General features: G+C 69.9%; 24 protein-coding genes. 13 read left to right on the forward strand and 11 right to left on the reverse strand.

All coding sequences use genetic code 11. The annotated features are described in order from the left end of the window. Positions 1–34 precede the first annotated feature (34 nt). Together AB0I59_RS19910 and AB0I59_RS19915 are read left to right on the forward strand one after the other, a co-directional pair. Positions 35–496: a DUF8711 family protein gene (locus AB0I59_RS19910; RefSeq protein ID WP_061258140.1), complete on the forward strand. Its 462-nt coding sequence runs from the start codon at positions 35–37 to the stop codon at positions 494–496. Between the two features lie 266 nt (positions 497–762). After that, positions 763–1,215, forward strand: a complete 453-nt coding sequence (locus tag AB0I59_RS19915; protein ID WP_061258170.1) for a hypothetical protein — start codon at positions 763–765, stop codon at positions 1,213–1,215. A gap of 24 nt (positions 1,216–1,239) precedes the next feature. On the opposite strand, the gene AB0I59_RS19920 is transcribed toward AB0I59_RS19915, so the two are convergent. The 3 genes from AB0I59_RS19920 to AB0I59_RS19930 form a co-directional block, all read right to left on the reverse strand. Beyond that, the gene (locus AB0I59_RS19920; protein ID WP_358134653.1) at positions 1,240–1,818 is read right to left on the reverse strand and encodes a hypothetical protein; all 579 of its coding nucleotides are present in this window, start codon (positions 1,816–1,818) and stop codon (positions 1,240–1,242) included. A 371-nt stretch (positions 1,819–2,189) separates the two neighbouring features. After that, the gene (locus AB0I59_RS19925) at positions 2,190–2,870 is read right to left on the reverse strand and encodes a hypothetical protein (protein ID WP_358134656.1); all 681 of its coding nucleotides are present in this window, start codon (positions 2,868–2,870) and stop codon (positions 2,190–2,192) included. Between the two features lie 184 nt (positions 2,871–3,054). After that, complete coding sequence (locus tag AB0I59_RS19930; protein ID WP_061258143.1) at positions 3,055–3,552, reverse strand: RICIN domain-containing protein; 498 nt, start codon at positions 3,550–3,552, stop codon at positions 3,055–3,057. Between the two features lie 336 nt (positions 3,553–3,888). Between AB0I59_RS19930 and AB0I59_RS19935 the strand changes: the two genes are divergently transcribed. Next, positions 3,889–4,530, forward strand: a complete 642-nt coding sequence (locus AB0I59_RS19935) for a hypothetical protein (RefSeq protein WP_358134658.1) — start codon at positions 3,889–3,891, stop codon at positions 4,528–4,530. Between the two features lie 288 nt (positions 4,531–4,818). Here AB0I59_RS19935 and AB0I59_RS19940 read toward each other — a convergent pair whose 3' ends face one another. After that, positions 4,819–6,261, reverse strand: coding sequence for an MFS transporter (locus tag AB0I59_RS19940; protein ID WP_358134661.1), 1,443 nt, complete (start codon positions 6,259–6,261; stop codon positions 4,819–4,821). A gap of 423 nt (positions 6,262–6,684) precedes the next feature. On the opposite strand from AB0I59_RS19940, the gene AB0I59_RS19945 reads away from it, so the two are divergent. Further along, positions 6,685–7,140, forward strand: coding sequence for a MarR family winged helix-turn-helix transcriptional regulator (locus AB0I59_RS19945; protein WP_061258146.1), 456 nt, complete (start codon positions 6,685–6,687; stop codon positions 7,138–7,140). Positions 7,141–7,185: 45 nt separating this feature from the next. Here the strand turns inward: AB0I59_RS19945 and AB0I59_RS19950 are convergent, their stop codons facing one another. Then, positions 7,186–7,665: a hypothetical protein gene (locus AB0I59_RS19950; RefSeq protein WP_061258147.1), complete on the reverse strand. Its 480-nt coding sequence runs from the start codon at positions 7,663–7,665 to the stop codon at positions 7,186–7,188. Between the two features lie 294 nt (positions 7,666–7,959). On the opposite strand from AB0I59_RS19950, the gene AB0I59_RS19955 reads away from it, so the two are divergent. The 3 genes from AB0I59_RS19955 to AB0I59_RS19965 all read left to right on the forward strand — a co-directional run bounded on the left by AB0I59_RS19955 (position 7,960) and on the right by AB0I59_RS19965 (position 10,511). After that, entirely contained in the window at positions 7,960–8,526 is a 567-nt protein-coding gene (locus AB0I59_RS19955) for a TetR/AcrR family transcriptional regulator (protein WP_358134665.1), read from the forward strand. Between the two features lie 204 nt (positions 8,527–8,730). Further along, positions 8,731–9,429: a pentapeptide repeat-containing protein gene (locus AB0I59_RS19960; protein WP_061258149.1), complete on the forward strand. Its 699-nt coding sequence runs from the start codon at positions 8,731–8,733 to the stop codon at positions 9,427–9,429. A 398-nt stretch (positions 9,430–9,827) separates the two neighbouring features. Next, positions 9,828–10,511: a hypothetical protein gene (locus tag AB0I59_RS19965; RefSeq protein ID WP_061258150.1), complete on the forward strand. Its 684-nt coding sequence runs from the start codon at positions 9,828–9,830 to the stop codon at positions 10,509–10,511. A 173-nt stretch (positions 10,512–10,684) separates the two neighbouring features. Here the strand turns inward: AB0I59_RS19965 and AB0I59_RS19970 are convergent, their stop codons facing one another. Beyond that, positions 10,685–11,608, reverse strand: coding sequence for a hypothetical protein (locus AB0I59_RS19970; protein ID WP_358134669.1), 924 nt, complete (start codon positions 11,606–11,608; stop codon positions 10,685–10,687). Positions 11,609–11,835: 227 nt separating this feature from the next. On the opposite strand from AB0I59_RS19970, the gene AB0I59_RS19975 reads away from it, so the two are divergent. Next, positions 11,836–12,474: a TetR/AcrR family transcriptional regulator gene (locus AB0I59_RS19975; protein WP_061261150.1), complete on the forward strand. Its 639-nt coding sequence runs from the start codon at positions 11,836–11,838 to the stop codon at positions 12,472–12,474. Positions 12,475–12,476: 2 nt separating this feature from the next. Then, the gene (locus AB0I59_RS19980) at positions 12,477–12,773 is read left to right on the forward strand and encodes a DUF6204 family protein (RefSeq protein WP_061261151.1); all 297 of its coding nucleotides are present in this window, start codon (positions 12,477–12,479) and stop codon (positions 12,771–12,773) included. Between the two features lie 5 nt (positions 12,774–12,778). Here AB0I59_RS19980 and AB0I59_RS19985 read toward each other — a convergent pair whose 3' ends face one another. From AB0I59_RS19985 to AB0I59_RS20005, 5 genes are all read right to left on the reverse strand, one after another. Further along, positions 12,779–13,531: an AAA family ATPase gene (locus AB0I59_RS19985; protein ID WP_358134672.1), complete on the reverse strand. Its 753-nt coding sequence runs from the start codon at positions 13,529–13,531 to the stop codon at positions 12,779–12,781. 109 nt (positions 13,532–13,640) lie between these two features. Beyond that, positions 13,641–15,188: an FAD-dependent monooxygenase gene (locus AB0I59_RS19990; protein WP_358134675.1), complete on the reverse strand. Its 1,548-nt coding sequence runs from the start codon at positions 15,186–15,188 to the stop codon at positions 13,641–13,643. A gap of 608 nt (positions 15,189–15,796) precedes the next feature. Then, positions 15,797–16,423, reverse strand: coding sequence for a TetR/AcrR family transcriptional regulator (locus AB0I59_RS19995; RefSeq protein ID WP_061261155.1), 627 nt, complete (start codon positions 16,421–16,423; stop codon positions 15,797–15,799). 336 nt (positions 16,424–16,759) lie between these two features. Beyond that, positions 16,760–17,155 carry an STAS domain-containing protein gene (locus AB0I59_RS20000; protein ID WP_061261156.1) on the reverse strand — a complete coding sequence of 132 codons (396 nt, stop codon included), beginning with the start codon at positions 17,153–17,155 and terminating at the stop codon, positions 16,760–16,762. A 135-nt stretch (positions 17,156–17,290) separates the two neighbouring features. Next, the gene (locus tag AB0I59_RS20005) at positions 17,291–18,481 is read right to left on the reverse strand and encodes an epoxide hydrolase family protein (protein WP_061261157.1); all 1,191 of its coding nucleotides are present in this window, start codon (positions 18,479–18,481) and stop codon (positions 17,291–17,293) included. Positions 18,482–18,553: 72 nt separating this feature from the next. Here AB0I59_RS20005 and AB0I59_RS20010 point away from each other — a divergent pair, with 72 nt between their 5' ends. The 4 genes from AB0I59_RS20010 to fdhA all read left to right on the forward strand — a co-directional run bounded on the left by AB0I59_RS20010 (position 18,554) and on the right by fdhA (position 24,343). Beyond that, positions 18,554–19,531 (forward strand): helix-turn-helix transcriptional regulator, encoded by a 978-nt coding sequence (locus AB0I59_RS20010; RefSeq protein ID WP_061261213.1) that lies wholly within the window; start codon positions 18,554–18,556, stop codon positions 19,529–19,531. Between the two features lie 298 nt (positions 19,532–19,829). Continuing rightward, entirely contained in the window at positions 19,830–21,119 is a 1,290-nt protein-coding gene (gene selA, locus AB0I59_RS20015) for an L-seryl-tRNA(Sec) selenium transferase (protein WP_358134681.1), read from the forward strand. After that, positions 21,119–22,960, forward strand: a complete 1,842-nt coding sequence (locus AB0I59_RS20020; RefSeq protein ID WP_358134684.1) for a SelB domain-containing protein — start codon at positions 21,119–21,121, stop codon at positions 22,958–22,960. The genes selA and AB0I59_RS20020 overlap by 1 nt, the downstream gene beginning before the upstream one ends. Positions 22,961–23,119: 159 nt before the next feature. Then, positions 23,120–24,343: a formaldehyde dehydrogenase, glutathione-independent gene (gene fdhA, locus AB0I59_RS20025; protein WP_358134686.1), complete on the forward strand. Its 1,224-nt coding sequence runs from the start codon at positions 23,120–23,122 to the stop codon at positions 24,341–24,343. Positions 24,344–24,449: the final 106 nt, after the last annotated feature.

A 24,449-nucleotide genomic window follows, 5' to 3' on the forward strand; every position in this document is an offset into this window, starting at 1 on the left:
CTTCTCGGTAATGAATCATCGGAAGGGGCCACGAATGAGCAACGTCCGGAAGACCCTCACAGCCGTCGCGGCGATCGTGTTTGTCTCCCTCGCCGCGGCCTGCGGCAGCGGCGAGGGCAGCGGCAGCGGCAGGAGCGGAGACGACAAGGCAGTCGGTGCCGCAGAGGTCGCCGGTGGTAGTGCCGACGGCGGCGCGGGAGGTGTCGCGGGCGGCGCGGACAACGCGGCGCTCTGCGCGGAGGCTGTCGCCGCGTCGGGCGACTTCATGAGCAAGGTGATGGCGGCGGTCGCCGACCCCAAGGGCATCAACACGGCGATCTCGGACCACGCCGGCACACTCAAGAAGATCTCCGAGCGGGCTGACGGCGATCTCAAGACGGCCCTGTCCGAGATGGTCGACGCGCTCTCCCAGCTCAACGTCGACTCCGTCACGGCGGCCGAAGTCAGCAAGAAGGCCGACGCGGCTACCAAGAAGCTCATGGCCGCCTGTTCCTGAGCCTCTTCAGTACTCCAGGTCCCAGCCAACGTCCGCGCCCGGAGCTTCTACCAGGCACTGGGATACGCGGAGGAGGAAGTACGGCTGAGCAAGCCGGTATCGATCGATGATCAGGCAGCGTCAGCAGCGCCTGCTGTTACGACCTTTGAGCTGGCCTTTGAGCTCGGCCGATCAGCCGATGCCCGGAACGCGCTCCCTCCTGCAGGGGAGACGCTTCCCTCACGGGAGGGAGTGATGCCCGGTGTGCCGTGTCTACGGTCGTAGCCATGGTTGATTTTGATCATCCACGACGCTGGCCGGCGTACGCGGTGGCGGTGCTGTTCCTCGGTTACGCCGCAGGGAAGGCCGCCTTCGCCCTGCAGGCCCGGCTCGGGTTTCCGGGCGGCCCGCCCGTATCGGCCGCCGAGAGCGGCAGGTACTTCATGGAAGCGGCCATGGCACAGTGGCTCGCGACCGCGTCGGGCGTGTTGGGTGCGTGCGTCGCCGTCGCGACGGTCACGGCGCTGGGGCGCAGGTTGCCGAGGGCGTTGATGCTGCTGGTACTGGTCGGCATGCTGCTGGCCGTCGGCGGCGGCGCGGGGATCATGATCGTGGATGGGTTCGTCGGCATCGGTGTGGGCTGGCAGTGGTACCACGGGGTCCTCGGGGTCGTCGTGATCGGCCTGTTCCTGGAGATGATCCGGTCCTACGCGGCGGCGACGAGACGTGTCGGGGGCTGATCGGATTCCCGGTGCCGTCGGGTGTCAGTAGGTGATGACGACGCAGCCGTTGCCGCCTACGCCGGTGCTGGTGGGGCAGGACTTGGCTACCCCGACCGCCGCGCCTCCGGCGCCTCCCTTGCCCGAGCTGCTGGAGGTGCCTGCCCGGCCGACGGTGAAAGCCTCCTTGGTGGGACCGCTGTCGCCGCCCCACCCGAAAAGGATGCCTCCCTTGCCACCGTGGCCGCCGCTGTATTTGCTGACCAACTCACCGCCGGCGCCGCCCTGGGCACTGGCTCCGCCGTGGGGGCCGATGAAGGTCGAGTTCTCTCCGGAGGTGCCGCCCTTCCATGCGGCTGCGGTTTCGTTGCCGGGCAAGCAGCCACCGCCACCGCCACCGCCACCGCCACCGCCTCCGGCCCCGGTCATGACTGCCGAGATCTGGGAAACGCCGTTGGGCACGATGAAGGGACTGGTGCCTGGTGCGCCGCAGGTCGCCGTGGTCTCAGCGTGGGCGGGAGCGGCCACACCCAGTAGCAGCCCGGCCGCCACCGCGACGCCCGTGACCCGAGTGATGAGCTGCCCGCTTCCGGTGTTGTGGGGCTGAGGGGTAGGGGTGTGCATGCGCTCTCCCGTGTGCGGTGGCTACGGATCTTGGGGGGCCGCCTCCAGCATATGACTACTCTCTGCGTTCTTATGGATACCTTCCGAAGCGGATTGTGGGTCGGCTGGCGACAGGAAGGCAGAGACGGGAGCGCGGAAGTCAGGCGGCGGAGGAACCCTCCGATCCGCTGCAGCCGCCAGCTGTTGGAGGAGCTGCGGCTGTTGAACGCCGCCGCCGTGGAGACCGCTACAAGGCCCCGGAGTCTGCCGCGGCGGCGGTGGTGCCGATCAGTCTCGAAGTCCCCGCGGACACGATCCCTTCGTACGCGCTACGTCGATCCAGCGTCGGGGGCGGGCTGATCTCGGGGCGCCGGGCGGAGCGGACGGGTGGATCAGGGAGTTCGGGTGAGGGGGAGGCCGGTGATGAGGTGTCGGCGGAGGGCGGAGCCGCGGATGCCGATCTCGGGGAAGTCGTCGGGGCGGAGGGCGCCGCTGATCAGTAGTTCGGGGACCAGGAGGCTGCTGAGCGGGGCATCGGGCGTCGGGTCGACGAGGTCGCCGATGGGGGCGGTGGGGAGGTCGAGGTAGGCGGGAGCGAGGGTCCTGCCATGGAGGGTGCCGGCGACCAGGTCGGGGCAGAACTCGTTCCAGAAGATCGCCACGGTGGTGCGGAGATCGCCGTGGATCATCACCAGCTTCTCGGTCATGTCGCCGACGAAGGTATCGGCCGTCACGTGACCGAGCACGATCAGCTTTGTGTCGCCCGCAAGGTAGATGTTCTTCGCCCGCAGATCCCCCAGGACGATCAACGCGGCGGCGCCGTCGTCCACGTCGGTGATATTGCCGTCGACGGTCAGGTCGCCGTCCACGACGTACCCGGTGGCCACCTCAGGCGTGTCATCCCGCCACGGAGTCCGCTCGTGCTCGTCGAGAGGGAGTTCGCCGGTTACCGAGGTATGACCGGGAACGAGGATGTACTCCTCCTCGTACAGGTTCTTGTACGTGCCCTCAGGCAGCCCCCGCCGCTGGAACAGGTCCACGGCGTCGTCCCACGCAAGGTAACTGGTTCGCATACGCGCGACCGTAACACCCACCCCCGACACATCACGATGGGTTGACGGGGCGTGGATCACCGGTGGAGGAAGGTGCGAACGCGAACGAGCGGTCGTACGGCGGCCCAGGTGGCAGCGGCTCCTGGGGGACCCGACCGGGTGGCCCGGATCGGCCCGCGAAGGTCGATCCGGGCTCTGGCCTGGGTCAGCCCAGGTTCTTGATCTGGCCGTTCTGGATGACCCACTTCAGGTTCGTTGAGGGGTTGGTGCAGTCGCGCCACAGGTAGGCGGGGACCTTCACCTGGGAGTTGTCGCCGCCGCTGTCCAGGCAGTAGCCGGTGGCGACGTTCTTGATCTGGCCGTTCTGGATGACCCACTTCAGGTTCGTTGAGGGGTTGGTGCAGTCGCGCCACAGGTAGGCGGGCACCTTCACCTGGGAGTTGTCGCCGCCGCTGTCCAGGCAGTAGCCGGTGGCGACGTTCTTGATCTGGCCGTTCTGGATGACCCACTTCAGGTTTGCTGAGGGGTTGGTGCAGTCGCGCCACAGGTAGGCGGGCACCTTCACCTGGGAGTTGTCGCCGCCGCTGTCCAGGCAGAAGCCGGTGGCCTCCTTCCTCGCCTGAGCTGCGGGGTGCCCGGTAGAGCCTGAGGCCAGGGAGGTGCCGACGCCGGAGGCCAGGGCGAGGGTTGTGAGTACTGCCAAGGTGGCAGCCCTGGGCCGTCGGGCAGTCGTGGGTGCGACTGGTCGCATGAACGCTCCGATCTTCTGTCGCTGATGAGGCGGTCGTCATGTGAGCCGCCTCAACCATTTACTTACAGCACATGAATGACTACTGAAAGTAACGACACGTTGTTGGGTCGTTCTGGCATGGATGCGTCGCGAGGCGGAGGGGAGGTAGGAGCGTAACCTCCGGCCGACGTGCGCGGGCCGACGCCGGCGCGCCAGCCGGCGCGAGGGTCGCAGGTGGTCCGACGTCATCTTCATGGACAGTGGTGATCGTCGACAGCGATGTCAGCGGCGGCTGCTAGCTTCCGGGGCATGGCTGAAATGGTGGGGAGCGCGGCGCACGGGGCGGCGCTGGCGGAGCGGGTGGTCGAGGCGGTGCGACGGGAGCCGGGACGGTCGGTGCTCGCCTGCCAGGACGTCCCGTGGGTGGCGGGAACCGCCAGACCGATGCCGGCGGACGCGCTGGCGGAGGCGGTCTTCCCGTCAGGGCGCCCGTTGCCACCCAGCCTGCGCGCATGGCTGGAGTTCGACACGAGCCTGCTGGAACGCTTCGGCTGGTTCGCCCCCGGCGGAGGCTTCGCGCCCCGGCCGCTGGACCGGCTGGTGGGCGAGGAGATGGGCACGCACTGGGGGGAGTGCTTCGCGCCGTTGGCCGATCGGTTCGCCGAGTGCTTCCTGCTGCCTGGAGGGTCGGACTCCCGGCGGGTCCTGGCGGTGGGTGAGCCGGACTCCGAAGGGGAATGTCCGGTGCTCGCCGTCGACGTGGACGACCTGCCGTTCACCGGCCTGATGTACCCCGGCTTCGACGTCTACCTGGCCCACGCGGTGGGGATCGTCCGCCGCGACCTCCCGTCCTACACGGCCCTGGCCGGGGACACGGTGTACGGCCCCCGGATGCGCGAGCACTCCGCCCACTGGTTCGCGGGGGAGGTGTACGCCGAATACCCCTTCTGACCCCCGCCGCGCGTCGCGCCCGACGTCCCTCACGCCGCCCCGTATGACGGCGCAATGAGCCCCTCTCCTGTCGTCGGCCGGAGAACGCGCCGAGCGCTCTTCCCGCGGCGCGCCGGAAAGGGGCCGCCCGCGCGCCGTCTGCTCACTCCGGACCTGGGATGGGGCGGGTCGATTCCCGTCCGCCCCCGCTACAAGGGAAGATGTGCCGCGACTTCGAGGAGCGTCGCGACCTGTCCGGCTGTCCGTGCCGCTCGGCCGGTGAACGCTCGGAGAGTCGGCGGGGCGACGTCAATGCACGGACGCGGCATGCGGTTCGGCGTGGGCGGCGCGTCGGCCGGACCCGGCCTTGCGCGCGGGGAGCGCGAGGCTGATCGCCGCGGCGAGGACGGCGACGGCACAGCCGATCACCAGGCTGACGCGGAAACCCGACTCGGAGGGCAGGGTGTGCCCGCCCATCCGCATGGTCATCTGAGACAGGACGACGCCGACCACGGCGGCCGAGACCGAGGTGCCGATGGAGCGCATCAGGGAGTTGAAGCTGTTGGCCGCGGCGGTCTCCGACTGGGGAACCGCGTTCATGATCAGTGTGGGCATCGCCCCATAGGCGAGTCCGACGCCCGTCGAGCCGACACAGGAAGCGATCATCAGACCCCAGGTCGATCCCATGACGGCCAGGGCCGCCCCGTAGCCGAGTGCGATGACCAGGCCGCCGACGATCAGAGTGGTCTTGGGGCCGCGAGCGGTCGACAGGTGCGCGCCCAACGAGGACACGGCCATCATCATCAGCCCCGAGGGAGCCATCCACAGGCCGGCGGCCAGCATCGACTGGCCGAGGCCGTAGCCGGTCGCCGCGGGGATCTGCAGAATCTGCATCACGACCAATGACTGGGCGTACATCGCGAAGCCGATCAAGATCGAAGCGAGGTTGGTCAGCAGCACCTGACGGCGAGCGGTGACACGCAGGTCGACCAGCGGGTCGCCGGACCGCAACTCCCACCACCCCCAGGCCAGCAGGATGACCAGCGCGGTGCTCAGCAATCCGAGAGTGGTGCCGCTCGTCCACCCCCAGTCGGCGCCCTTGGACACGCCCAGCAGCAGGCAGACGAGGGCGGCGCCCAAACCGAGCGCGCCGACGTAGTCGAGGCGTCCTGCGGTCTGTGCCGGGGTCGCGGGCACGAGGAGCAGGATCAGGGCCGCGATCATCGCGCTCAGCGCGGCCGAGCCCCAGAACAGCGCGCGCCAGCTCATGTTCTCGACGACAAGGGCCGACAGCGGCAGTCCGAGAGCGCCGCCGATGCCCATGGAGGAGCTCATCAGCGCGATCGCGGAACCCAGCCGGGCAGGCGGCAGCAGGTCACGTAGCGCGCTGATGCCCAATGGGATCATGCCCATGCCCAGGCCCTGGAGGCCCCGGCCGACGACCATCGGGATCAGTGAGCCGGCCAGGGCGCAGACGACCGAGCCCGCGACCAGCGGCGCCGTGCAGGCCAGCAGCAGGCGGCGCTTGCCGTACAGGTCGCCGAGCCGTCCGATCACCGGCGTGGCGACAGCGCCCACCAGCAGGGTGACGGTGATGGCCCACGAGGCGTTGGCGGCGCTGGTGTGCAGCAGCTGTGGCAGCTGGCCCACCAGGGGGACCACCAGGGTTTGCATGAGCGCGGCGACGATGCCGGCCGCCGCCAGTACGCCGACGATCCCGCCCGGGCGAGCGGTGGACGTGGGGTGTTCCACGTATCCCTCCTCTTCTCGACAGTCGAGTGATGATATGCACCATACACAAGACATGTAATATACATATGACATGTATGATGCATATCTCTGGGGGGCTGCTGCCTGTGAGCCGTTAGCTCGATCGGGGGAGGGGTCTGCTGCTCAGGGCGGACCGGCGGGCAGCCGCGCCGGCGCGTGAATCGACCTCACGCATCGCGGGGTCCGTGTGGGGGAAGCGGCGAAGCAGGCCCCGCCGGCCCCGATGACGGTGGCGGGATGAGCGGTAGGCGCGGTCCGTTTGCGGGGACGCGCCTGTCTCACCAGGTTCGCGGATTATGCAGCATGCATACGATGTGCGTGGCACAGGGTTCGCTCGCTGCCGCGCACCGGGACGGAACACACAGGACGCGCATGAGGGGCGCAGGCGCCTTCGGGAGGACTGGCATGGACAAGCCCACGCACCTGATCGAGTACGAGACCATGCTGCTGGGGCGGCATCGTCCTTCGGTCTTCCTGCGTGCAGAACGCGAGGGCGGGCACCTGGACCGCAGCGCGTACACCCTGCTCAGCCGCATTGGACTGGAAGGCCCGATGTCCATCGGGCAGCTCAGCGAAGCGTTCGGCCTGGACGCCTCGACCCTCAACCGGCAGACCTCCGCCATGCTGCGCGCCGGGCTGGTCGAGCGCATACCCGATCCCGACGGGGGTATCGCCCGCAAGTTCCGCATCACCGCCGAAGGCGAGCGCTGCCTCAACGATGAGCGCGCCGCGAACATCCGCAGCCTGGAGAGGGTGCTGGCCGACTGGACGCCCGAGGAGGTCGCCGCCTTCGCCGCCTGCCTTCAGCGGTTCAACACCGACATCGAACGCCTCGCCGGAAAGCCCTGGCCCCGCCCCTGACGGGGCCGTGTGCCGGGTGAGGAGCGACCGCCGCTGCTTGCCTGCTTAATCGCAGTGCATCCACTTGCCTTTCGGTGTGCCTCCGTGGACGAGGGGCTTGGAGCCGATCCTGATCGCCCCGGTGAACCGCACGCACAGATGGTCGGCGGAAGCGTAGACCGGGCCCGCGAACCACTTGTATTTCTCGCTGCCATTGGCGACCCCGATGTCGGGGTCGTCGTACTTCTTGTTCCCGTTCCTGTCGACGAAGAGCTCAACGTACATATAGCTCGTCTTTCCGACGTACGGGCCCGCCACCCGGGTAATGGCGCACTTCTTGTGCGTGATGCTGCTCTTGTACAGCGTGACGGTGCCGTACTCCTTCCCGTCCTTCGCCCCTTCGGTGATGGGATAGCTGGCCACCTTGTGGAACGGCCCTCGGCAGGTGCCTTGGGGAAAGGCCTGCGCGGGACCGGCGGACACCAAGGTGAGGGCGGCCGCGGCGGTCAAGGTCATGCCGCCCGCGACCCAACGGGTGATCTTCAAGGGTTCTCGCCTGACTGCTCAAGAGATAATCGTCGGACCATCTCAAGTAAGCAAATACGGACGTGATCACGCTAGCATGGCGGCCTTTGGAGCCCCTAACAGAATGATCTCCGTTGTCGTTGGTTAGCGCTTCCGCTGTGGCGACGACCGAGGTGCTGAGGGGGCGATCTCTCCCGCGCCCGGCGGCACGTCGCTGACCACGCACTCACCGCGAAGGCCGCCGACAAAGTGGTACAGTGGCGTTCCACTTGGTACTCCACTGTTCCAGTTCATGTCCAGGGTGGTCGCCTCTCCGTGTCCGACAAGAACCCCCTCCTTCGCTCCGATGCCCAGCGGAATCGCGATGCCGTGCTCGCCACGGCGATGCGTCTGCTCGGGCAGAAGCCCGAGGCGAGCATTCAGGAGATCGCCGACGCGTCCGGCGTCGGCCGCACCACCGTCTACCGGCACTTCCCCTCACGTGAGGATCTCGTCCGTGCGCTCTTCGCGATGGTCGTCGACGAGCAGCGGGCGGTCGTCGCCGCGGCCATCGCCGAGGGCGATACGGCCGCCGCGATCCTCCGCCGGCTCGGGCCCGAGATCGTGGGGATAGGTGAGCGCTATCGCTTTCTCGATACGCATCGCGACCTCGTCATCGACGACCCCCTGAAGCACCCCTCCCCGGCCGAGCCGCTGCTCGCCTGGCTGGTCGCCGCACACGGGCGGGGTGAGGTACGAACCGACCTGCCACCGGACTGGTCGTACGCGATGATCCGCGCCCTCGCCGTCGGTGCGAACGAGGAGGTGGTCGCCGGGCGCAGGAGCCCGGAGGAAGCGGGGCGCCTGCTCGGTGACACGCTCGTCCGGGCGTTCACGACATGATCAGGGAAACCACGTCGACGTTCCTGTGGCGCTGCTCGCCATCGCGGAGGCGTTTCCCGGCAGCGCCCGCCGGACGTAGCTCACGGAAGACGTACGTACGTCACGGAAAGCAGACGCGTCGTCATGCGTACCCGTCGACCGCATGTGAAGCATGAATCGCTGCTCCATATCCCCGGCCACCGCATTTCAGAACGGATTCAAGGCGTGAACATCGAAGAACTGCTGGCAGAGGGACGGCACATCGAAGGGCTCGATCTCTCGGGTGCGGCGCTCACCGATCTGCTGGCGGCGGAACCGTATGTCTTCAAAGACTGCGACCTGTCGGACGCCGACCTCGGGGAGGCCGACCTGGCGGGCTACGTCTTCGAGGGGTGCGCTCTCGTAAGAACCGATTTCCGCGGCGCGGACCTCGAAGGCGCCCGATTCAACGGCGGCGGAGGCGCGACGACCAGATTCGGTGGAGCCGAGTTGACCGACGCGGAATTCACCAGTGTCGACCTGTCGGGCGCGCAGTTCGGCAACGCGCTGCTGACGGACGCGCGCTTCACCGGCTGCCGCATGATCGGTGCCGCGCTGGGCGGATCCAGGGGGACGTCCTTCTCCGTCTCCCACTCCAATCTCACTCTGGCCGACCTGTCCGGATGTTCCTTCCGGAAGCAGGAGTTGGACGGAATCCGATTCGACGAGGCGAACCTCGCCGCCTGCGACTTCACCGGTGCCGTTTTCACCGACTGCCGCCTCATCCGCGCCAGGTTGGTCGGCACGAAGTTCGCCAGGGCCGACCTCCGGGGGGCCGACATAGGGGAACCTGACGACGGCCAACTCCGTGCTTTCGCCGGCGCCGTCATCAGTCCTGCCCAGGCCGCCGCCGTGCTCGCGGCACGTGGACTGACGGTTCTCTGAACAACTGCCACATCGCAGTCGCTGTTCTCATGACATGGGGCCAGGGCCTTGTCCTCACCCCCTCGGCCGAACTGTCTGCCCTTTGGATCCCGCCGCTACGTCGCGGCGGTCACCACAGCGCGGCCGTGGACGTCATCGCCCAGGGTGTGGAGCCTCCGGCAGACCTCCGCCCGGCCTCTGTCGTCGCCGACGCCATGTCGGTCGCCGCGCGGCGTTCCCAGGCACCTCCAAGTGGAACTCAAGATCAACCTTTTAGCGTGCTCCGGGTGCGAAGAGCGTTGTTGGCGACCGGCCTGTTGGCCGTGACCCTGACCGGATGCGGGATGGCCGGGGTTCCCGGAATCTCCGGGACGGCAGAGGTGACGGACACGGCAGGCGGCGGACGAGGGAGTGATTCGGTGAGCGTGGAACAGGCCGGCATCGGAGAGATCGAACCTGGTGTGCTCAAGGGACGGGTGGTCGACGGTAAGGGCACACCGCTCGCCGGTGTGCAGATCGTGGCGGACAACCAACTGCTGTACAACAGCAACCTCATCGTGCCGACCGACGCCGAGGGCTTCTACCGCGTGGAGACGAATGTCGCGGCCACGTTCCATGCGACGGCCACGGTGACCCGTCAGTACAACGGGCAGACGTACTCGCTGGACCTGGCGCCCGATGACGACATGTCGTTCGCCGGGCCCACCGGCGCGATCAGGAACTTCACCTGGAAGCTCACCGGGCAGAGAGCCGACGGCCTGGGTGTCCACGGAAGCTCGGTGCTCATCTATCTGGACTACCGCGATCCGCAGGATCCGGAGGCGTACCTGCAGGACGAGAACGTGGAGCTCACGCTCACCCCCGAAGGGCCGTTGATCGACGGTTCCCAGGGGAGCACCATCACCCGGAAGTCGACCCGGACCGGGGACGGCTCGGGCGTGCACGACGTGCCCCTCGGCCGCTACCGGATCACCGCGACCTACGAAGGCCGCCCGCTCCGCGTCAAACCGCGCAATCGCGGGGAATACGCGCCCGAGATCGTCGCGGACTTCGAGACCATCATGACCGGCATCTACCAGATCAACCTGGAACTGGCGCTCTGAGATGAGCTCGGCCGGACAAAGAGGCAGGCGGCGATCCGTGCGAGCGTACGGTGGCCACGCATGTGATCCGGCGGTGAGAACGCGACGGGCGGGCGGTGGGATCCGTGGGGCACAACCCCGTGATCCGATCAGCGGATCACGGGGTCCGGCAGGGCTGCTGTGCGCGTTCTGATCTAGTCCGTGCCGCCGGCGAGGGCGATCTGCTTGACATTGGTGTTCTCGGTCACCCAGGTGGCCGAGAGGCCGCCTTCTTTGACGAGGGCGGTGCCGTCGGCTTTGAGGACGCCGATGCGGTTGCCCGCGAGGGCGATCTGGGTGATGCCGATGTTTTCGGTCACCCAGGTGGCTGACAGGCCGCCTTCTTTGACGAGGGCGGTGCCGTCGGCTTTGAGGACGCCGATGCGGTTGCCCGCGAGGGCGATCTGGGTGATGTCGGCGTTTTCGGTCACCCAGGTGGCTGACAGGCCGCCTTCTTTGACGAGGGCGGTGCCGTCGCCCTTGAGCACGCCGATGCGGTCGCCGGAGAGCGCGATCTGCTTGACGTTGGTGTTCTCGGTCACCCAGTTCGTGGAGAGGCCGCCTTCTTTGACGAGGGCGGTGCCGTCGGCCTTGAGGACGCCGATGCGGTCGCCCGCGAGGGCGATCTGAGTGATGTCGGTGTTCTCGAGCACCCAGGTGGCCGACAGGCCGCCCTCCTTGACCCATGCCTTGCCGTCGGCGGTGAGGACGCCGATGCGGTCGCCGGAGAGCGCGATCTCCTTGACGTTGGTGTTCTCGGTCACCCAGTTCGTGGAGAGGCCGCCTTCTTTGACGAGAGCGGTGCCGTCGCCCTTGAGGACGCCGATGCGGTCGCCCGCGAGGGCGATCTGGATGGTGCCGGTGTTCTCGGTGACCCAGGTTGTGGAGAGGCCGCCTTCTTTGACGAGGGCGGTGCCGTCGCCCTTGAGCACTCCGATCCGGGGCTGGGCGACCGCCGCCGATGCCTGCGCCTGTACGGACGTCGCCGTGCCCAGCGCGGCCAGCAGCAGACCCGTCGTGCAGGCGAGCGCCGCCCGGTGGGGAGCCCGCCTGCGGCGGGTCGCTGAATCAGTGGTCATGAGTGCCTCCGCATCAGATCAGGTGGGTTGCGCATCCACCTAGGCTGGTCACGGAGAGTGTAAATATAAACACTCAATGTGTTCATGCTTTCTGGATCAACAGGCGAGTCGCGTCGTCGCGACGGCGTGGCCGTGTTCGACCGAGGTCGGCGGGGGACCGTCGGAGAAGTAGCGTGCTGCAAAAATACAGTCGACTTCATATTTGGAGTCTGATTAGATTTCTGCTCATGACCGAAGGGCTTCGGGAGCGGAAGAAGCGGCAGACGCGTCGGCGCATCGCCGACGTGGCCATCGGCCTGTTCGTGCGAAGGGGTTTCGACCAGGTCACCATCGCCGAGGTCGCGGCGGCGGCGGAGGTGTCGGTGAACACCGTCTACAACTACTTCCAGAGCAAGGAGGACCTGGTCCTGCCGCCGGATCAGGCGTCCCCGGACCGGCTCGCCGACATCGTGCGGCACCGCCGTCCCGGAGAGTCCGCCGCGCTGGCGATGCTGGCCCATCTCCGCGACGAGGTGCGTCACCGCGACCGCAAGTTGGGGCTGACCGAGAACTTCGGCCGCGTCTTCGAGATGATGCGGGCCGCCCCCACGCTCACAGCCCGGCTGGAGGACCTCGGCCGGCAGATGACCGACGCACTCGCCGTCGTCCTCGCCGAGGAGACCGGAGCCGCGCCGGACGACCAGTTGCCCCGCGTGGTGGCCTGGGAGCTCGGCTGCTTCCACTCGCTGGTCTTCGCCGAGATCGGCAGGCGCACCGCGGCGGGGGAGAAGCCCGACACGATCGCCGAGGCCGTGCTGGATCTCCTGGAGGTCGTCGAGAGCCTGCTCGGCGAACGCGTCCTCACCTATGCCATACGAAAGGACTGACTGTGTTCAGAGTGACGATCTCGGGCAAGTTCGACGGGTTGGGCGAAGAGGGCCGGGCCGCCGTCCTGGCGGCGGGAGGCACCGCCTTCACCGAGGCGGGGACCTTCACCCACGACCAGAGCGTTTCGGCGTTCACCTTCCGCTGCCAGGTGGCCCCGGGCCCGAACGACGACGAGAACGAGGCCGCCCAGGGGGCGTTCGCGGCGCTGGACGCGCACGGCCACCCGTACAAGGTCCTCCGCGTCGCCGTGACGGACATGCGGGACATCAAGATCCGTCGGAAACACCGGCGGGACTGAGCCGGTCAGCCGCCGTCGATATCGCCGTCGCCGTCGTGACTGAGGACGTGCCGCAGGTAGAAGTCCGGCTTGGCCAGGTAGCGCCGCCAATGGTCCACCACCTGCAACTTCTCCCATTGGATGGTGTGGATCCCGTTGTCGTCGAGCTCCAGGATCTGCGCGCCGGGAAGACTCGCCAGGATCGGCGAGTGGGTGGCGCACACGATCTGCCCGCCCTCCGCGGCCACGCGGTCCATGAGCCCGACCAGCCGCAGGCACGAGCCGAACGACAACGCCGCCTCCGGCTCGTCCATGAGATAAAGCCCCGGCCCGGCGACCATGCGGTCCAGCACGGTGAAGAAACCCTCGCCGTGGGACTGCTCGGTGAGGTCCTCCTCCCAGAAGCCGTACCGGCCGGACACGTTCTGCCCGAGGTTGAACAGCGTCTCGGCGCGGAAGAAGAACGCCCGCCGCTTGAGCCGCGGCCCATGGACGAGCCGCCTTCCCGTGGTGGTCAGCTCGGCGTCGAGCACCTCCCCGAGCGGAGTCGCCGGGCCGGTGCTGGAGTACCGGGTTCCCGCCTTGCCGCCTCCTGAGCTGATGCCGCACACGTCGGCGATCGCTTCGACGATCGTGGACTTGCCGGAGCCGTTCTCGCCGACGAGGAACACCACCGGCGCCGTCAACCGCACCCCGCGGGTCAGATGCCGTACGGCCGGGAGGGTGAACGGCCATTCGTCCGGTACGCGGCCGGGGACGCGCAGACGGCTGAGCAGCATGCGTTACCTCCTCACCCATGAGCCGTGTGACGTCGACGAATCCGCCGACCGGCCACCGCAAGCATCCCGTACGCGAAACGAGTGACGGGAAGCCGCCCTTCCGGCCGGCTCAGCGGGCGCTGCCGAACCACCGCTCCAGTGCCGCGCGGAGGGCCGCTCGCTCCTCCGGACCGGGATGGGGCGAGGTGGAGGCCCAGGCGACATAGCAGTCCGGCCGCAGCAGCAGGGCGGCCGGGGCGGCGGGGTCGTCACAGCCTGCGGCGACAGTGTCCACCCGGTCATGCCATCCGGACAGCTCCGGGGTGAACGACGCGCCCTCGGTCAGGTCGAGCAGCAGCGGACGGGCGTTCGTCGTCAGGTCGGCGAGCCGTACCGGGCCGTTCCCGGTGTCCAGCGGCAGGTCGGGCGCCCATCGGCCGGCCAGGGGGTGCCCGTCACCGGGTCCCATGTCGTAGCGGATGTCCGCGCCCGACATCAGGTCGGCGATGCGCTGAATGTTCCGCCGATCGCCGAGCAACTCCGCGAACAACACGCGTAGCGCGGTGACCTGGCTGCCCGGGGCGATGAGGGCGGACTGGGCCTGGGTGTGCATGACCACCCGATCGGCGGCCGGTCTCCGTTCGGTCTCGTAGGTGTCCAGCAGGCCGGGAGGGGCCCAGCCGTGGACCTCGGCGGCGAGCTTCCAGCCCAGATTGACCGTGTCCTGCAGGCCCAGGTTCAGCCCGGGGCCGCCGATCGCGGAATGCACGTGGGCGGCGTCACCGACCAGCAGCACCCGACCGTCCCGGAACCGGTCGGCGATCCGGGTATTACCGCCGGTCAGCCGGCGCAGCATGTGTGGCCCCTGCCCCTCGGGCGGGCCGAGGGGCAGGTCCGTCCCGAGCACCCGGCGTACGCTCTGCCGCAGCTCGTCGAGGGTGAGCGGACCGGCGTCGGCCGCGGCCGGGTCCCACTCCGTCGTGGACACCAGCGATCCTGACGGGAACGGCGCGTACACGAACAGTCCGCGTTCCGTGCGGTGGTGCATGAACGGCGGGACGGGTCCGTATCCGGGAACGTCGAGCCCGCCGGTGGCCGGGTCGATCAGCGAGGCCGGCACGGAGGCGTGCGCGGTGCGGGACACCGTGTCGTCCGTGGTCACTCCGGGGAAGTCGATGCCGGACAGCTTGCGGGTGAGGCTGCGTCCACCGTCCGCGCCGACCAGGAAGCGTGCGCGCAGCCGGTAGGGGCCGTCAGGCCCCGCGACGTCGAGGGTGACCGCGTCGGCGTTCTGGTCCAGCCCGGTGAGCTCGTGCCCGCGGCGGATCTCGACGCCCAGCTCGATGGCCCGCTCCTCGAGGGCCTGCTCGATGCGGCGCTGCGGTACGGGCAACCCGTAGAGCGGATTGTCCTCAAGAGTGCTCAGGTCCAGTGGCAGCGCGCCGAACACGAAGCTCGGCCCCGGGCGCGGAGGTTCGGTGCTGCCAGTGAGGCGCCGGTACAGGCCGCGGCGGTCGAGCATCCGCACCACCTGGCCGACCAGACCGTTGGCCCGGTTCTCCTCGGTGCGCTCGGGCAGCTGCTCCAGCACAAGCGGGCGTACTCCGGCCAGGCTCAGCTCGCAGGCCAGCATCAGCCCGTTGGGGCCGGCTCCGGCGATGATGACGTCGGAATACATCGGAGGTCCTCCTCGGACGACGGGAACAGGACAGCAGGGAACAGACGGTGGATCAGGGCACAGACAGTGCGGTCAGGTGCGGTAACGGAGGGCACAGACAGGCACCGAGCAGGTACGCGCGGGAAGGTGCGGGCACGCGCGGGAAGGTGCGGGCACACGCGGGAACAGCCCTCGGGTCAGGTGCGGTCAGGAGCGGGAACAGAGCGCAGACAGTTATGGACAGTCACGGATAGGCGTGCGCGGACATGCGCGGGAACAAACGCTCGGGTCGGGTGCGGGAACAGAGCACGGGCAGGTACGACACGACGGACAGGCTGCGGGAACAGAGCGCGGGCAGGTCGGGGGAGCGGAGCCGCGGGGCAAACTCGGAGGAAAGCGCGAGAGTCGGGCCCGCCACGCGGACGCAGGACATGGGACGGATAGGGGGACGGGCGATGGACTCGGCGAACAAGGCCACACCTGATGTTTCGTCAGGCGCTCGGTCCCGCAGCCCCCGGTAGCTCGGCGGATGTCGGGGGCTGCCGGGAGACGTTCGCCCGGCATTCTTTGGGGTGATCGTGGGCTGCCCGGCAGGGTGGCTCGCGGTCCGGATGGCTCGCTGGTCGGGGTCAGGGAACCGGCAGCCCTTGGAAGAGTCGGTGGAGCGCGTCGCGGAGGATCCCGGCGATCGGAACAGGCGGGTCGGCCTGCAGCCACCGCTCCATGGCCACCCGGATGGCGGCCCCGACCACACCGGCCACCAACTGTGGATACAGGTCGAGGGCGGCGTCGGTTCCCGTGCGCTCGGCGATCGCCGCCGCGAGTTCGGCTTCGGCGGCCGCGGCGGTCTTGGAGAACGCACCCATCAGTGACGGCTCCGTGATCATCAGACGGACCCCGTCGATCCATTGCCGGTCGGGGACTCCCTCGCCACCGCCTTCCTGTCCGAGCGCGAACTGTGTCAGGGCCGCGTTGGTGATGGCCTCCCACAGCGGTTCCGACGCCGGTCGGGCGCGGAGCTCCACCGCGATCAGCCGCGCACGGTCTTGGTGCCGGGCGGCGATGGCCTCGCCCTTGCTGGAGAAGTAGTTGTTGAAGGTGCGGGGGGATACGCCGACCTCGGCGGCGATGTCCTCCACTCGAACGTTGTCCAGTCCGCGCTCCACGGCGAGGCGGATGGCGGCCCAGCTCAACGCGATGCGGGTCTCCTGCTTCTTGCGCTCGCGCAACCCCATGCGCTCACCTTCGGTGCCCATGATGTCGACCCTAGCACTTCTTGCGTCCTCCGCAAATCTGCTTAATCGGAAATGTTGCTGAGCGCGCAGCTTGCGGGACGTGCTGTTTGAGGCGTCTGCGGGCCTATGGCGAGTTCATGGGCGATGCGATCCCTGGAGCGGCTGGCCGGAAACTGCGGAGGCGTCGGGTTAGAGGAGCTTGGAGAGGGTGCGGAGGCTCTTGCGAGGTGTCGCGGGGCATGGAGTCGCGCGTCATGGTTCCCGCATGCGTCCGCCCCGGACGGCCGGTGACATCGCTGACATCGGCCGCCGGGGCGGTGGCGCTTGGTAACGATATTTCGGGGTTAACGGGATCGGTCAGGGGCGGGACGGCGTCCAGGGCCACCCGAGGCCGTCCCCCCGGAAGGGCATGGAACGGATCGGCTCCCAGCCGGGCTTCTCGCATGGTTCGAGCTCGTGATCGAGACCCACCGCGGCGAGGAGTCGCTCGACGACGTGCGGGACGTGCGTCAGGACGAACGTGCCACCCTGCTCCCTCGCGTGCTGCTTGATCGGGATCAGAGCGCGTATGCCCGCGCAGTCCATGAACGACACATCGCTCATGTCCACCTCGATCTTCGGGACCGACGCCTGCTGGATGACGCGGTCGAGCGTGTCCCACAGGATGCCCGTGGTCGTCAGGTCGATCTCCCCGTACGGATGGATGACAGCGTGGGGGCCTTCGGCTTCCACCGCAACGTCCAGCCACACCATCACGACCTCCCTGGGTCGGCTTTGGATGTTTGCGGGGGTATGTCTCCTTCGTAGCAGGGAAGTCGGCGCGCCGCCTCCTCGTCATTCTCCCGAGCTGGTAAAGGCTCTGTCGGTCGTCCGCGCCGCCGCGACCCCTCAGACGAGCGTTCGGAAGAACTCCCGTACGTCGCCGACGAGCAGGTCGGGGGCCTCCAGAGCCGCGAAGTGGCCCCCGCGCCCGAACTCCGACCAGCGCACCACGTTGTGCACCTTGTCGGCGAACCGGCGGATGGAGAAGTCGGTGGTGAACACCGCGACGGCGGTCGGCGTGGTCGAGCGCTCCCTCGGCGCCCACATGCCCGGATCGGTGAACCGCTCGTAGTAGGTGTGTGCCGCCGAGCCCGCCGTACAGGTGAACCAGTAGACGCTCACGTCCGTCAGGATCCGGTCGCGGTCCACGGCGTCCTCGGGCAGCTCGGCCGCCGGATCTGTCCACTCCCGGAACTTCTCCACGATCCAGGCGAGCTGCCCGGCCGGCGAGTCGACGAGGGAGTGCGCGATCGTCTGCGGCCGGGTTCCCTGGAGTTGCATGTACGCGCCCGACCGCTCCTGCCACTCCTTCATGGCCGCCAGCCGCGCGCGCTCCTCCTCGGTCAGCGCGGCCATGTCGGCGGGGTCGCCGGTCGGGAAGGTCACCAGAGCGTTGACGTGGACCCCGATGACCCGATCGGGTGCCACGGTGCCCATCCGCGGGGCGACGAAGGCCCCCACATCGCCTCCTTGCACGCCGTACCGGTCGTATCCGAGCCGGGCCATCAGCTCGACGAGCGCCTCGGCGGTGCGCCCGTCGGTCCAGCCCGTGCCCGGCAGCGGCCCGGAGAACCCGTAGCCCGGCAGGGACGGGATCACCAGATGGAAGGCGTCGGCGCGGTCACCGCCGTGCGCCACGGGGTCGGTGAGCGGCCCGATGACGTCGAGGAACTCCACGACGGAACCGGGCCAGCCGTGAAGCAGCATCAGCGGGGTGGCGTCGGGCTCGGCGGAACGCACGTGCAGGAAGTGCACGTTCACCCCGTCGATCGTGGTGGTGAACTGCGGATAAGTGTTGAGCGCCTTCTCATGGGCCCGCCAGTCGTATTCGTCGGCCCAGTAGTCGGCGAGGCCGCGGAGATATGCGGTCGGGACGCCCCGCTCCCAGCCGGTCCCCGGCAGGTCGGAGGTCCACCGGGTGCGGGCCAGCCGTTCGCGCAGATCGTCGAGCTCGCCCTGCGGGATGTCGATGCGATAGGGCCGGATCTCGGCGCCGGCGGCGACCCGCTGGGGGGAGGTGTTGTCGCTGTTCGTCATGTCTCCGACCGTACGAGCCATTGGTGTCAGGTTCAGGCACCAATCGGCCTCATGGTGCGGCACGATGAGCACATGCTGGAGACATCGGCTCGACTGCTTCGCCTGCTCTCCCTCCTGCAGTCGCGCGGCGACTGGACCGGCGCCGAACTCGCCGAGCGGCTCGGGATCGGCCTGCGGACCGTTCGGCGGGACATCGACCGGCTACGCGACCTGGGCTATCCGGTGGACGCCACGCCGGGAGTCGCGGGCGGGTACCGGCTCGCCGTGGGCGCGTCCCTGCCGCCGCTGCTGCTCGACGACGAGGAGGCGGTGGCGGTGGCGATCGGGCTGCGCACGGCCGCGACCGGCGGGGTGGCCGGACTGGAGGAGAGCTCGGTTCGCGCCCTGGCCAAGCTGGAACACCTGCTGCCGTCGCGTCTCCGGCACCGGGTGACCGCCTTCCGGGCGACGACCGTGCCGCTGGTCGGGCCGGGACCGGCGGCCGAGGCGGTGGATCCCGACCTGCTGACCGCCGTCGCGGCGGCCTGCCGGGACCGGCGTCGGCTCCGCCTGCGGTACCCCGGACGTGACGGCGTCACCGTCCGGAACGTCGAGCCGCATCGCCTGGTCCATACGCCCCGCCGCTGGTACCTGCTGGCCTGGGATGTGGACCGCGCCGACTGGCGGACCTTCCGCCTCGACCGGATCGAGGGGCCGCCCGGCCCGCCGGGGTCCCGATTCACGCCGCGCACCCCTCCGCACGACGACGTGGCCGGGTACGTCTCACAGGCCATCTCGTCGGCGCCGTACCGCTACCGGGCCCGTATCCTCTTCCACGCGCCCATCGAAGCCGTGGCCCGGCGCTCCTCACCCGCGGCGGGACGGCTGGAGGCCGTGGACGCGGACACCTGCGTGCTGCACACCGGCTCCGACTCCCTCGACAATCTCGCCCTCTACGTCGCCGTCAAGGGCTTCGACTTCCAGGTCCTCGACCCGCCCGAACTCGTGCCGGTGCTCCGAGCCCTGTCCGACCGGCTCCGCGCCGCCGCCGAGGCCGGGAACCACGGCTGAACGGCAGCGGCGGAGGACGACGCGGCGCGGTACGGGTGCTCCGCTGTCCGTGCTGTCAGCAGCTGTCTGAGCCGCCTTCGCCTCCGCTCGGGCTCGCCGCTCCCTGCGGAAGGAGTTCGCCTCCGGGGCGGGTCAGCCCCTTGTGACGGTACCGGAGTGCGGCACAAGGCCCGGCCCCGGGAGACTCAGAGGTCGTCCTTCGCGGGAGGCGGCAACGGAGCCTCTGACGTGCGGTGATGTCGAACGGCATCGGCCCGGCGGGTTCGGCTGCCGCCCGGTGCCGTTCTATGTTCGGAGAGTGGATCAACGTAGACGGGTGCCCCGCACCGACACCGTACTCGCCGCACCGGAGCTGATCGCGGCGGAGGGAAGGCTCGGGCGGGCGGCCGTCAGGGAAGCCGTCGCCTCCGCCCAGCGGCGGGTACGGCAGGGCGAGCTGGGACCGGACGACGTCGTCGGCGCGGCGGTGGCCGCGCTGCCCCCGCGTGCCACCAGCCTCCGCCCGGTGATCAACGCGACCGGGGTGCTGCTGCACACCAATCTCGGCCGTGCGTCCCTGTCCGCCGCCGCGATCGACGCGGTGACGGCCGCGGCGGGCGCGGCCGACGTGGAGTTCGACCTGGACAGGGGGACGCGGGCCAGACGCGGGCGCGGCGCCATGGACGCGCTGGCGCGGGCCGTGCCCGCCGCCGAGGACGCGCACGTCGTCAACAACAACGCCGCCGCGCTCGTTCTCGTGGCCACCGTGCTGGCCGCGGGCCGCGAGATCGTGATCAGCCGCGGCGAGCTGGTCGAGATCGGGGACGGTTTCCGGATCCCCGAACTGCTGGTCTCCACCGGGGCGCGGCTGCGCGAGGTGGGCACCACCAACCGGACCTCACGCGCCGACTACCTCGCGGCGGTGGGACCGGAGACCGGGTTCGTGCTCAAGGTGCATCCGTCGAACTTCCGTGTCGAGGGCTTCACCGGCTCCGCTTCCGTCGCCGAGCTTGCCGGGCTCGGCGTGCCCGTCGTGGCCGACATCGGCTCCGGCCTCCTCGACCGCGAGCCGCTGCTGCCGGACGAGCCCGACGCCGCGGGCGTGCTGCGGGCCGGAGCCGATCTCGTCACGGCCAGCGGGGACAAGCTGCTCGGCGGCCCGCAGGCCGGGTTGCTGCTCGGCCGCCGCGACCTGGTCGAGCGGTGCAGGCGGCACCCGCTCGCCCGCGCGCTGCGCGTGGACAAGTTGACCCTGGCCGCACTGGAGGCCACCCTGCGGGGTCCGGCGACGCCGCTCGCCGAGGCGTTGCACGCCGATCCGGAGGCGCTGGAGGCCCGTGCCCGCGCCCTCGCGGGCACGCTCGCGGGGGCCGGGCTCGACGCGCGCGCCGTGTCCAGCGAGGCGACCGTGGGCGGAGGGGGAGCGCCCGGCGTCACGCTGCCGAGCGCCGCGGTGAGCCTTCCCGAGCGGTTCGCGGTCCCGCTGCGTACGGGCGAGCCACCCGTCGTCGGCCGGATCGAGGGCGGGCGGCTCCTCATCGACCTGCGCGCCGTCCCGGGGGCGCGGGACGGCGACGTGGCCGGGGCGGTCCTGGCGGTGAGGGACTGATGCACGTCGTCGCCACGGCGGGTCACGTCGATCACGGCAAGTCCACGCTGGTGCGCGCGCTCACCGGGATGGAGCCGGATCGGCTGGAGGAGGAGCGGCGACGCGGGTTGACGATCGAACTCGGCTACGCGTGGACGTCGCTGCCTTCGGGGGAGCGGCTGGCCTTCGTGGACGTCCCCGGGCACGAACGGTTCCTCGCCACGATGCTGGCCGGGGTGGGGCCCGCGCCCGCCGTGATGTTCGTGGTGGCCGCGGACGAGGGCTGGATGCCCCAGTCGGAGGAGCACCTGGTGGCCCTCGAAGCCCTCGGCGTACGGCACGGCCTGCTCGCCGTCACGCGCGCCGACCTGGCGGACCCCGCATCGGCGACGGAGCGGGCGGCGGCCCGGCTGGCCGAGAGCGGCCTCGACTCCGTGGAGCGGGTGGCGGTGAGCGGGCGCACCGGCCAGGGCCTGGCCGAGTTGCGGGCGGCGCTGGACCGGCTGGTGGCCGGGCTGCCGACGCCGGATCCCCGCGCGCCGGTTCGGATGTGGATCGACCGCGTGTTCACGGTGCGGGGGAGCGGCACCGTCGTGACGGGAACGCTGCCCGCCGGCACGGTCACGACTGGCGACGAGCTGGCGCTTCCCACGGGCACGGCGCGGATCCGCGCGGTCGAGAGCCTGAAGGAGACCGTGCGCTCGGTGTCCGGCGTCGCCCGGGTGGCGCTCAACCTGCGCGCCGCCGTGCCGCCGGAACGCGGCCAGGCCCTCGTCACGCCGGGCGCGTGGATCTGGACCGACGCCGCCGACGTACGGATCACCCCGGTCGGGGCCGCGGCCACCGTGCCTGACGTCGTGCCTGACGCCGTGCCTGATGTCATGCCTGGCGGGCGCGGTCTGCCGTCGCGGCTGACCGCGCACATCGGGTCCGCCGCCGTGGTCTGCGACGTCCGGCCGCTCGGCGGGCGGATCGTCCGGCTCCGCCTGGCCCGGCCGCTGCCGCTGCACGTGGGTGACGTGCTGCTCCTGCGCGATCCCGGCCACAGTGTGCGCATCGGTGCGGGGAACGGCGGGGTGCGGGTGCTGGCCGGCGCGACCGTGCTCGACGCCCGGCCTCCCGCGCTGCGCCGCCGGGGCGCGGCCGGGGAGCGCGCCGCCGCGCTCGCCGCCGCCGGGACCGACGCCGGATCGCTCCTGCGCACGCACCGGCTGCTGCGGGAGGGTGATCTGCGGGCCATGGGGTGCGCGCCCGACGGGAGCCCGGTATCCGGGGACTGGCACGCCGATCCCGCGTACTGGTCCCGGCTCCGGGAGCTGCTGCCCCGCGCGGCGCGGCGGTACGCGGCTGACCACCCGCTGGAGCCGGGGATGCCGGTCGAGGCGGCACGGCACGAGCTCGCCCTGCCCGACCGGCGGCTCGTCGCCGCCCTCGTCGAGCTGCCGCTCACCGTCGCCGACGGGCGGATCGTGAGCGGACCCTCCGGCCTGCCCGCGCCCGTCGCGGCTGCGGTGGAGCGGCTGCGCGCCGAACTGGCCGTCCGGCCCTTCCTCGCACCGGAGGCGGGACGGCTGGCCGAGCTGGGCCTCGGCCCCAGAGAGGTGGCGGCGGCCGTACGGACCGGAGTGCTGCTGCGGGTGGCCGACGGTGTCGTGCTCCCGGCGGGGGCGGACGTCCGCGCGGCGGAGCTGCTCGCCCGGCTGCCGCAGCCGTTCACCGTCAGTGAGGCGCGGCGGGCGCTGGACAGCAGCCGCCGGGTCATGGTGCCGCTGCTGGAGCACCTCGACCGGAGCGGGCTCACCGAACGCGTGGACGAGCTGCGTCGGCGCTGCCGTACGCCTTCCCGACCCCGGATCGAGTGACCGATTTCATCATTAATGGGCGTTTTACAATGAGAAGAAGGCCGTGATCTCCGGCCCAGCCCGGGGCTCCGCGGTTCACACGGGGAAGGCCCAGCCGTCCCGCGCCGTCTCGCCGCCGCCCGCGGCGGTCGTTGACGCGGGGACAAGGAGGGACACGCCATGCCTGGGAACAAGGGCGTCGTTTACGAAGGTCCGGGCAAGGTCGAGGTGCACGACACCGACTACCCGGAGTTCGAGCTCAAGGACGGTCCCGGCGTGAACCCCGCCAACGTCGGCCGCAAGGTCCGGCACGGCGCGATCATCAAGACCGTCGCCACCAACATCTGCGGCAGCGACCAGCACATGGTACGCGGCCGCACGACCGCCCCGCAGGGCCTGGTACTCGGTCACGAGATCACCGGCGAGGTCGCCGAGGTGGGGCCGGACGTCGAGTTCACCAAGGTGGGCGACCTGGTGTCGGTCCCCTTCAACATCTCCTGCGGCCGCTGCCGCAACTGCAAGGAGGGCAAGACCGGCATCTGCGAGAACGTCAACCCGGATCGGCCCGGATCGGCGTACGGGTACGTCGACATGGGCGGCTGGGTCGGCGGGCAGGCGGAATACGTGCTGGTGCCGTACGCGGACTGGAACCTGCTCACGTTCCCCGACAAGGACCGGGCGATGGAGAAGATCCTCGACCTGGCCATGCTCGCCGACATCTTCCCGACCGGCTTCCACGGCTGCGTCACCGCCGGGGTGGGGCCGGGCTCGACCGTCTACATCGCGGGCGCGGGCCCGGTCGGGCTGGCCGCCGCGGCCTCCGCGTTCCTGCTCGGCGCCGCGGTCGTCATCGTCGGCGACCTCAACAAGGAACGGCTGGCGCAGGCCCGCAGCTTCGGCTGCGAGACCGCCGACGTGTCCGAGGGGGAGCCGTGGGAGCACATCGAGCGCATACTCGGCGTGCCCGAGGTGGACTGCGCCGTGGACGCCGTGGGTTTCGAGGCGCGCGGACACGGGCGCGAGGCGGACACGGAGCACCCCGCCACCGTGCTCAACGCGCTCATGGAGGTCACCCGCGCCGGCGGCGCCCTCGGCATCCCCGGGCTCTATGTGACAGGCGACCCGGGGGCCAAGGAGGAAGCGGCCAGGCAGGGCTCGCTGTCGATCAGGATCGGCCTTGGCTGGGCCAAGTCACTGTCCTTCGCCACCGGCCAGTGCCCGGTCATGCGCTACAACCGGCAGCTCATGATGGCGATCCTGCACGACAGGGTGCAGATCGCCAAGGCGGTGAACGCCACGCCGATCCCGCTCGACCAGGCGCCCAGGGGATACCAGGACTTCGACAAGGGGGCGGCGCGCAAGTTCGTGCTCGACCCGCACGGAATGCTGGGCAAGGCCGGCTGACGGACAAGACGCCGGACAAGACCCAGACAAGGCCGGCTGACGGACAAGACGCCGGACAAGACCCAGACAAGGCCGGCTGACGGATGAAGAAGCCCTCGTCGGGGCG

Origin of the sequence: Microtetraspora glauca (assembly GCF_040656155.1) — a bacterium.
GTDB lineage: Bacteria > Actinomycetota > Actinomycetes > Streptosporangiales > Streptosporangiaceae > Microtetraspora > Microtetraspora glauca.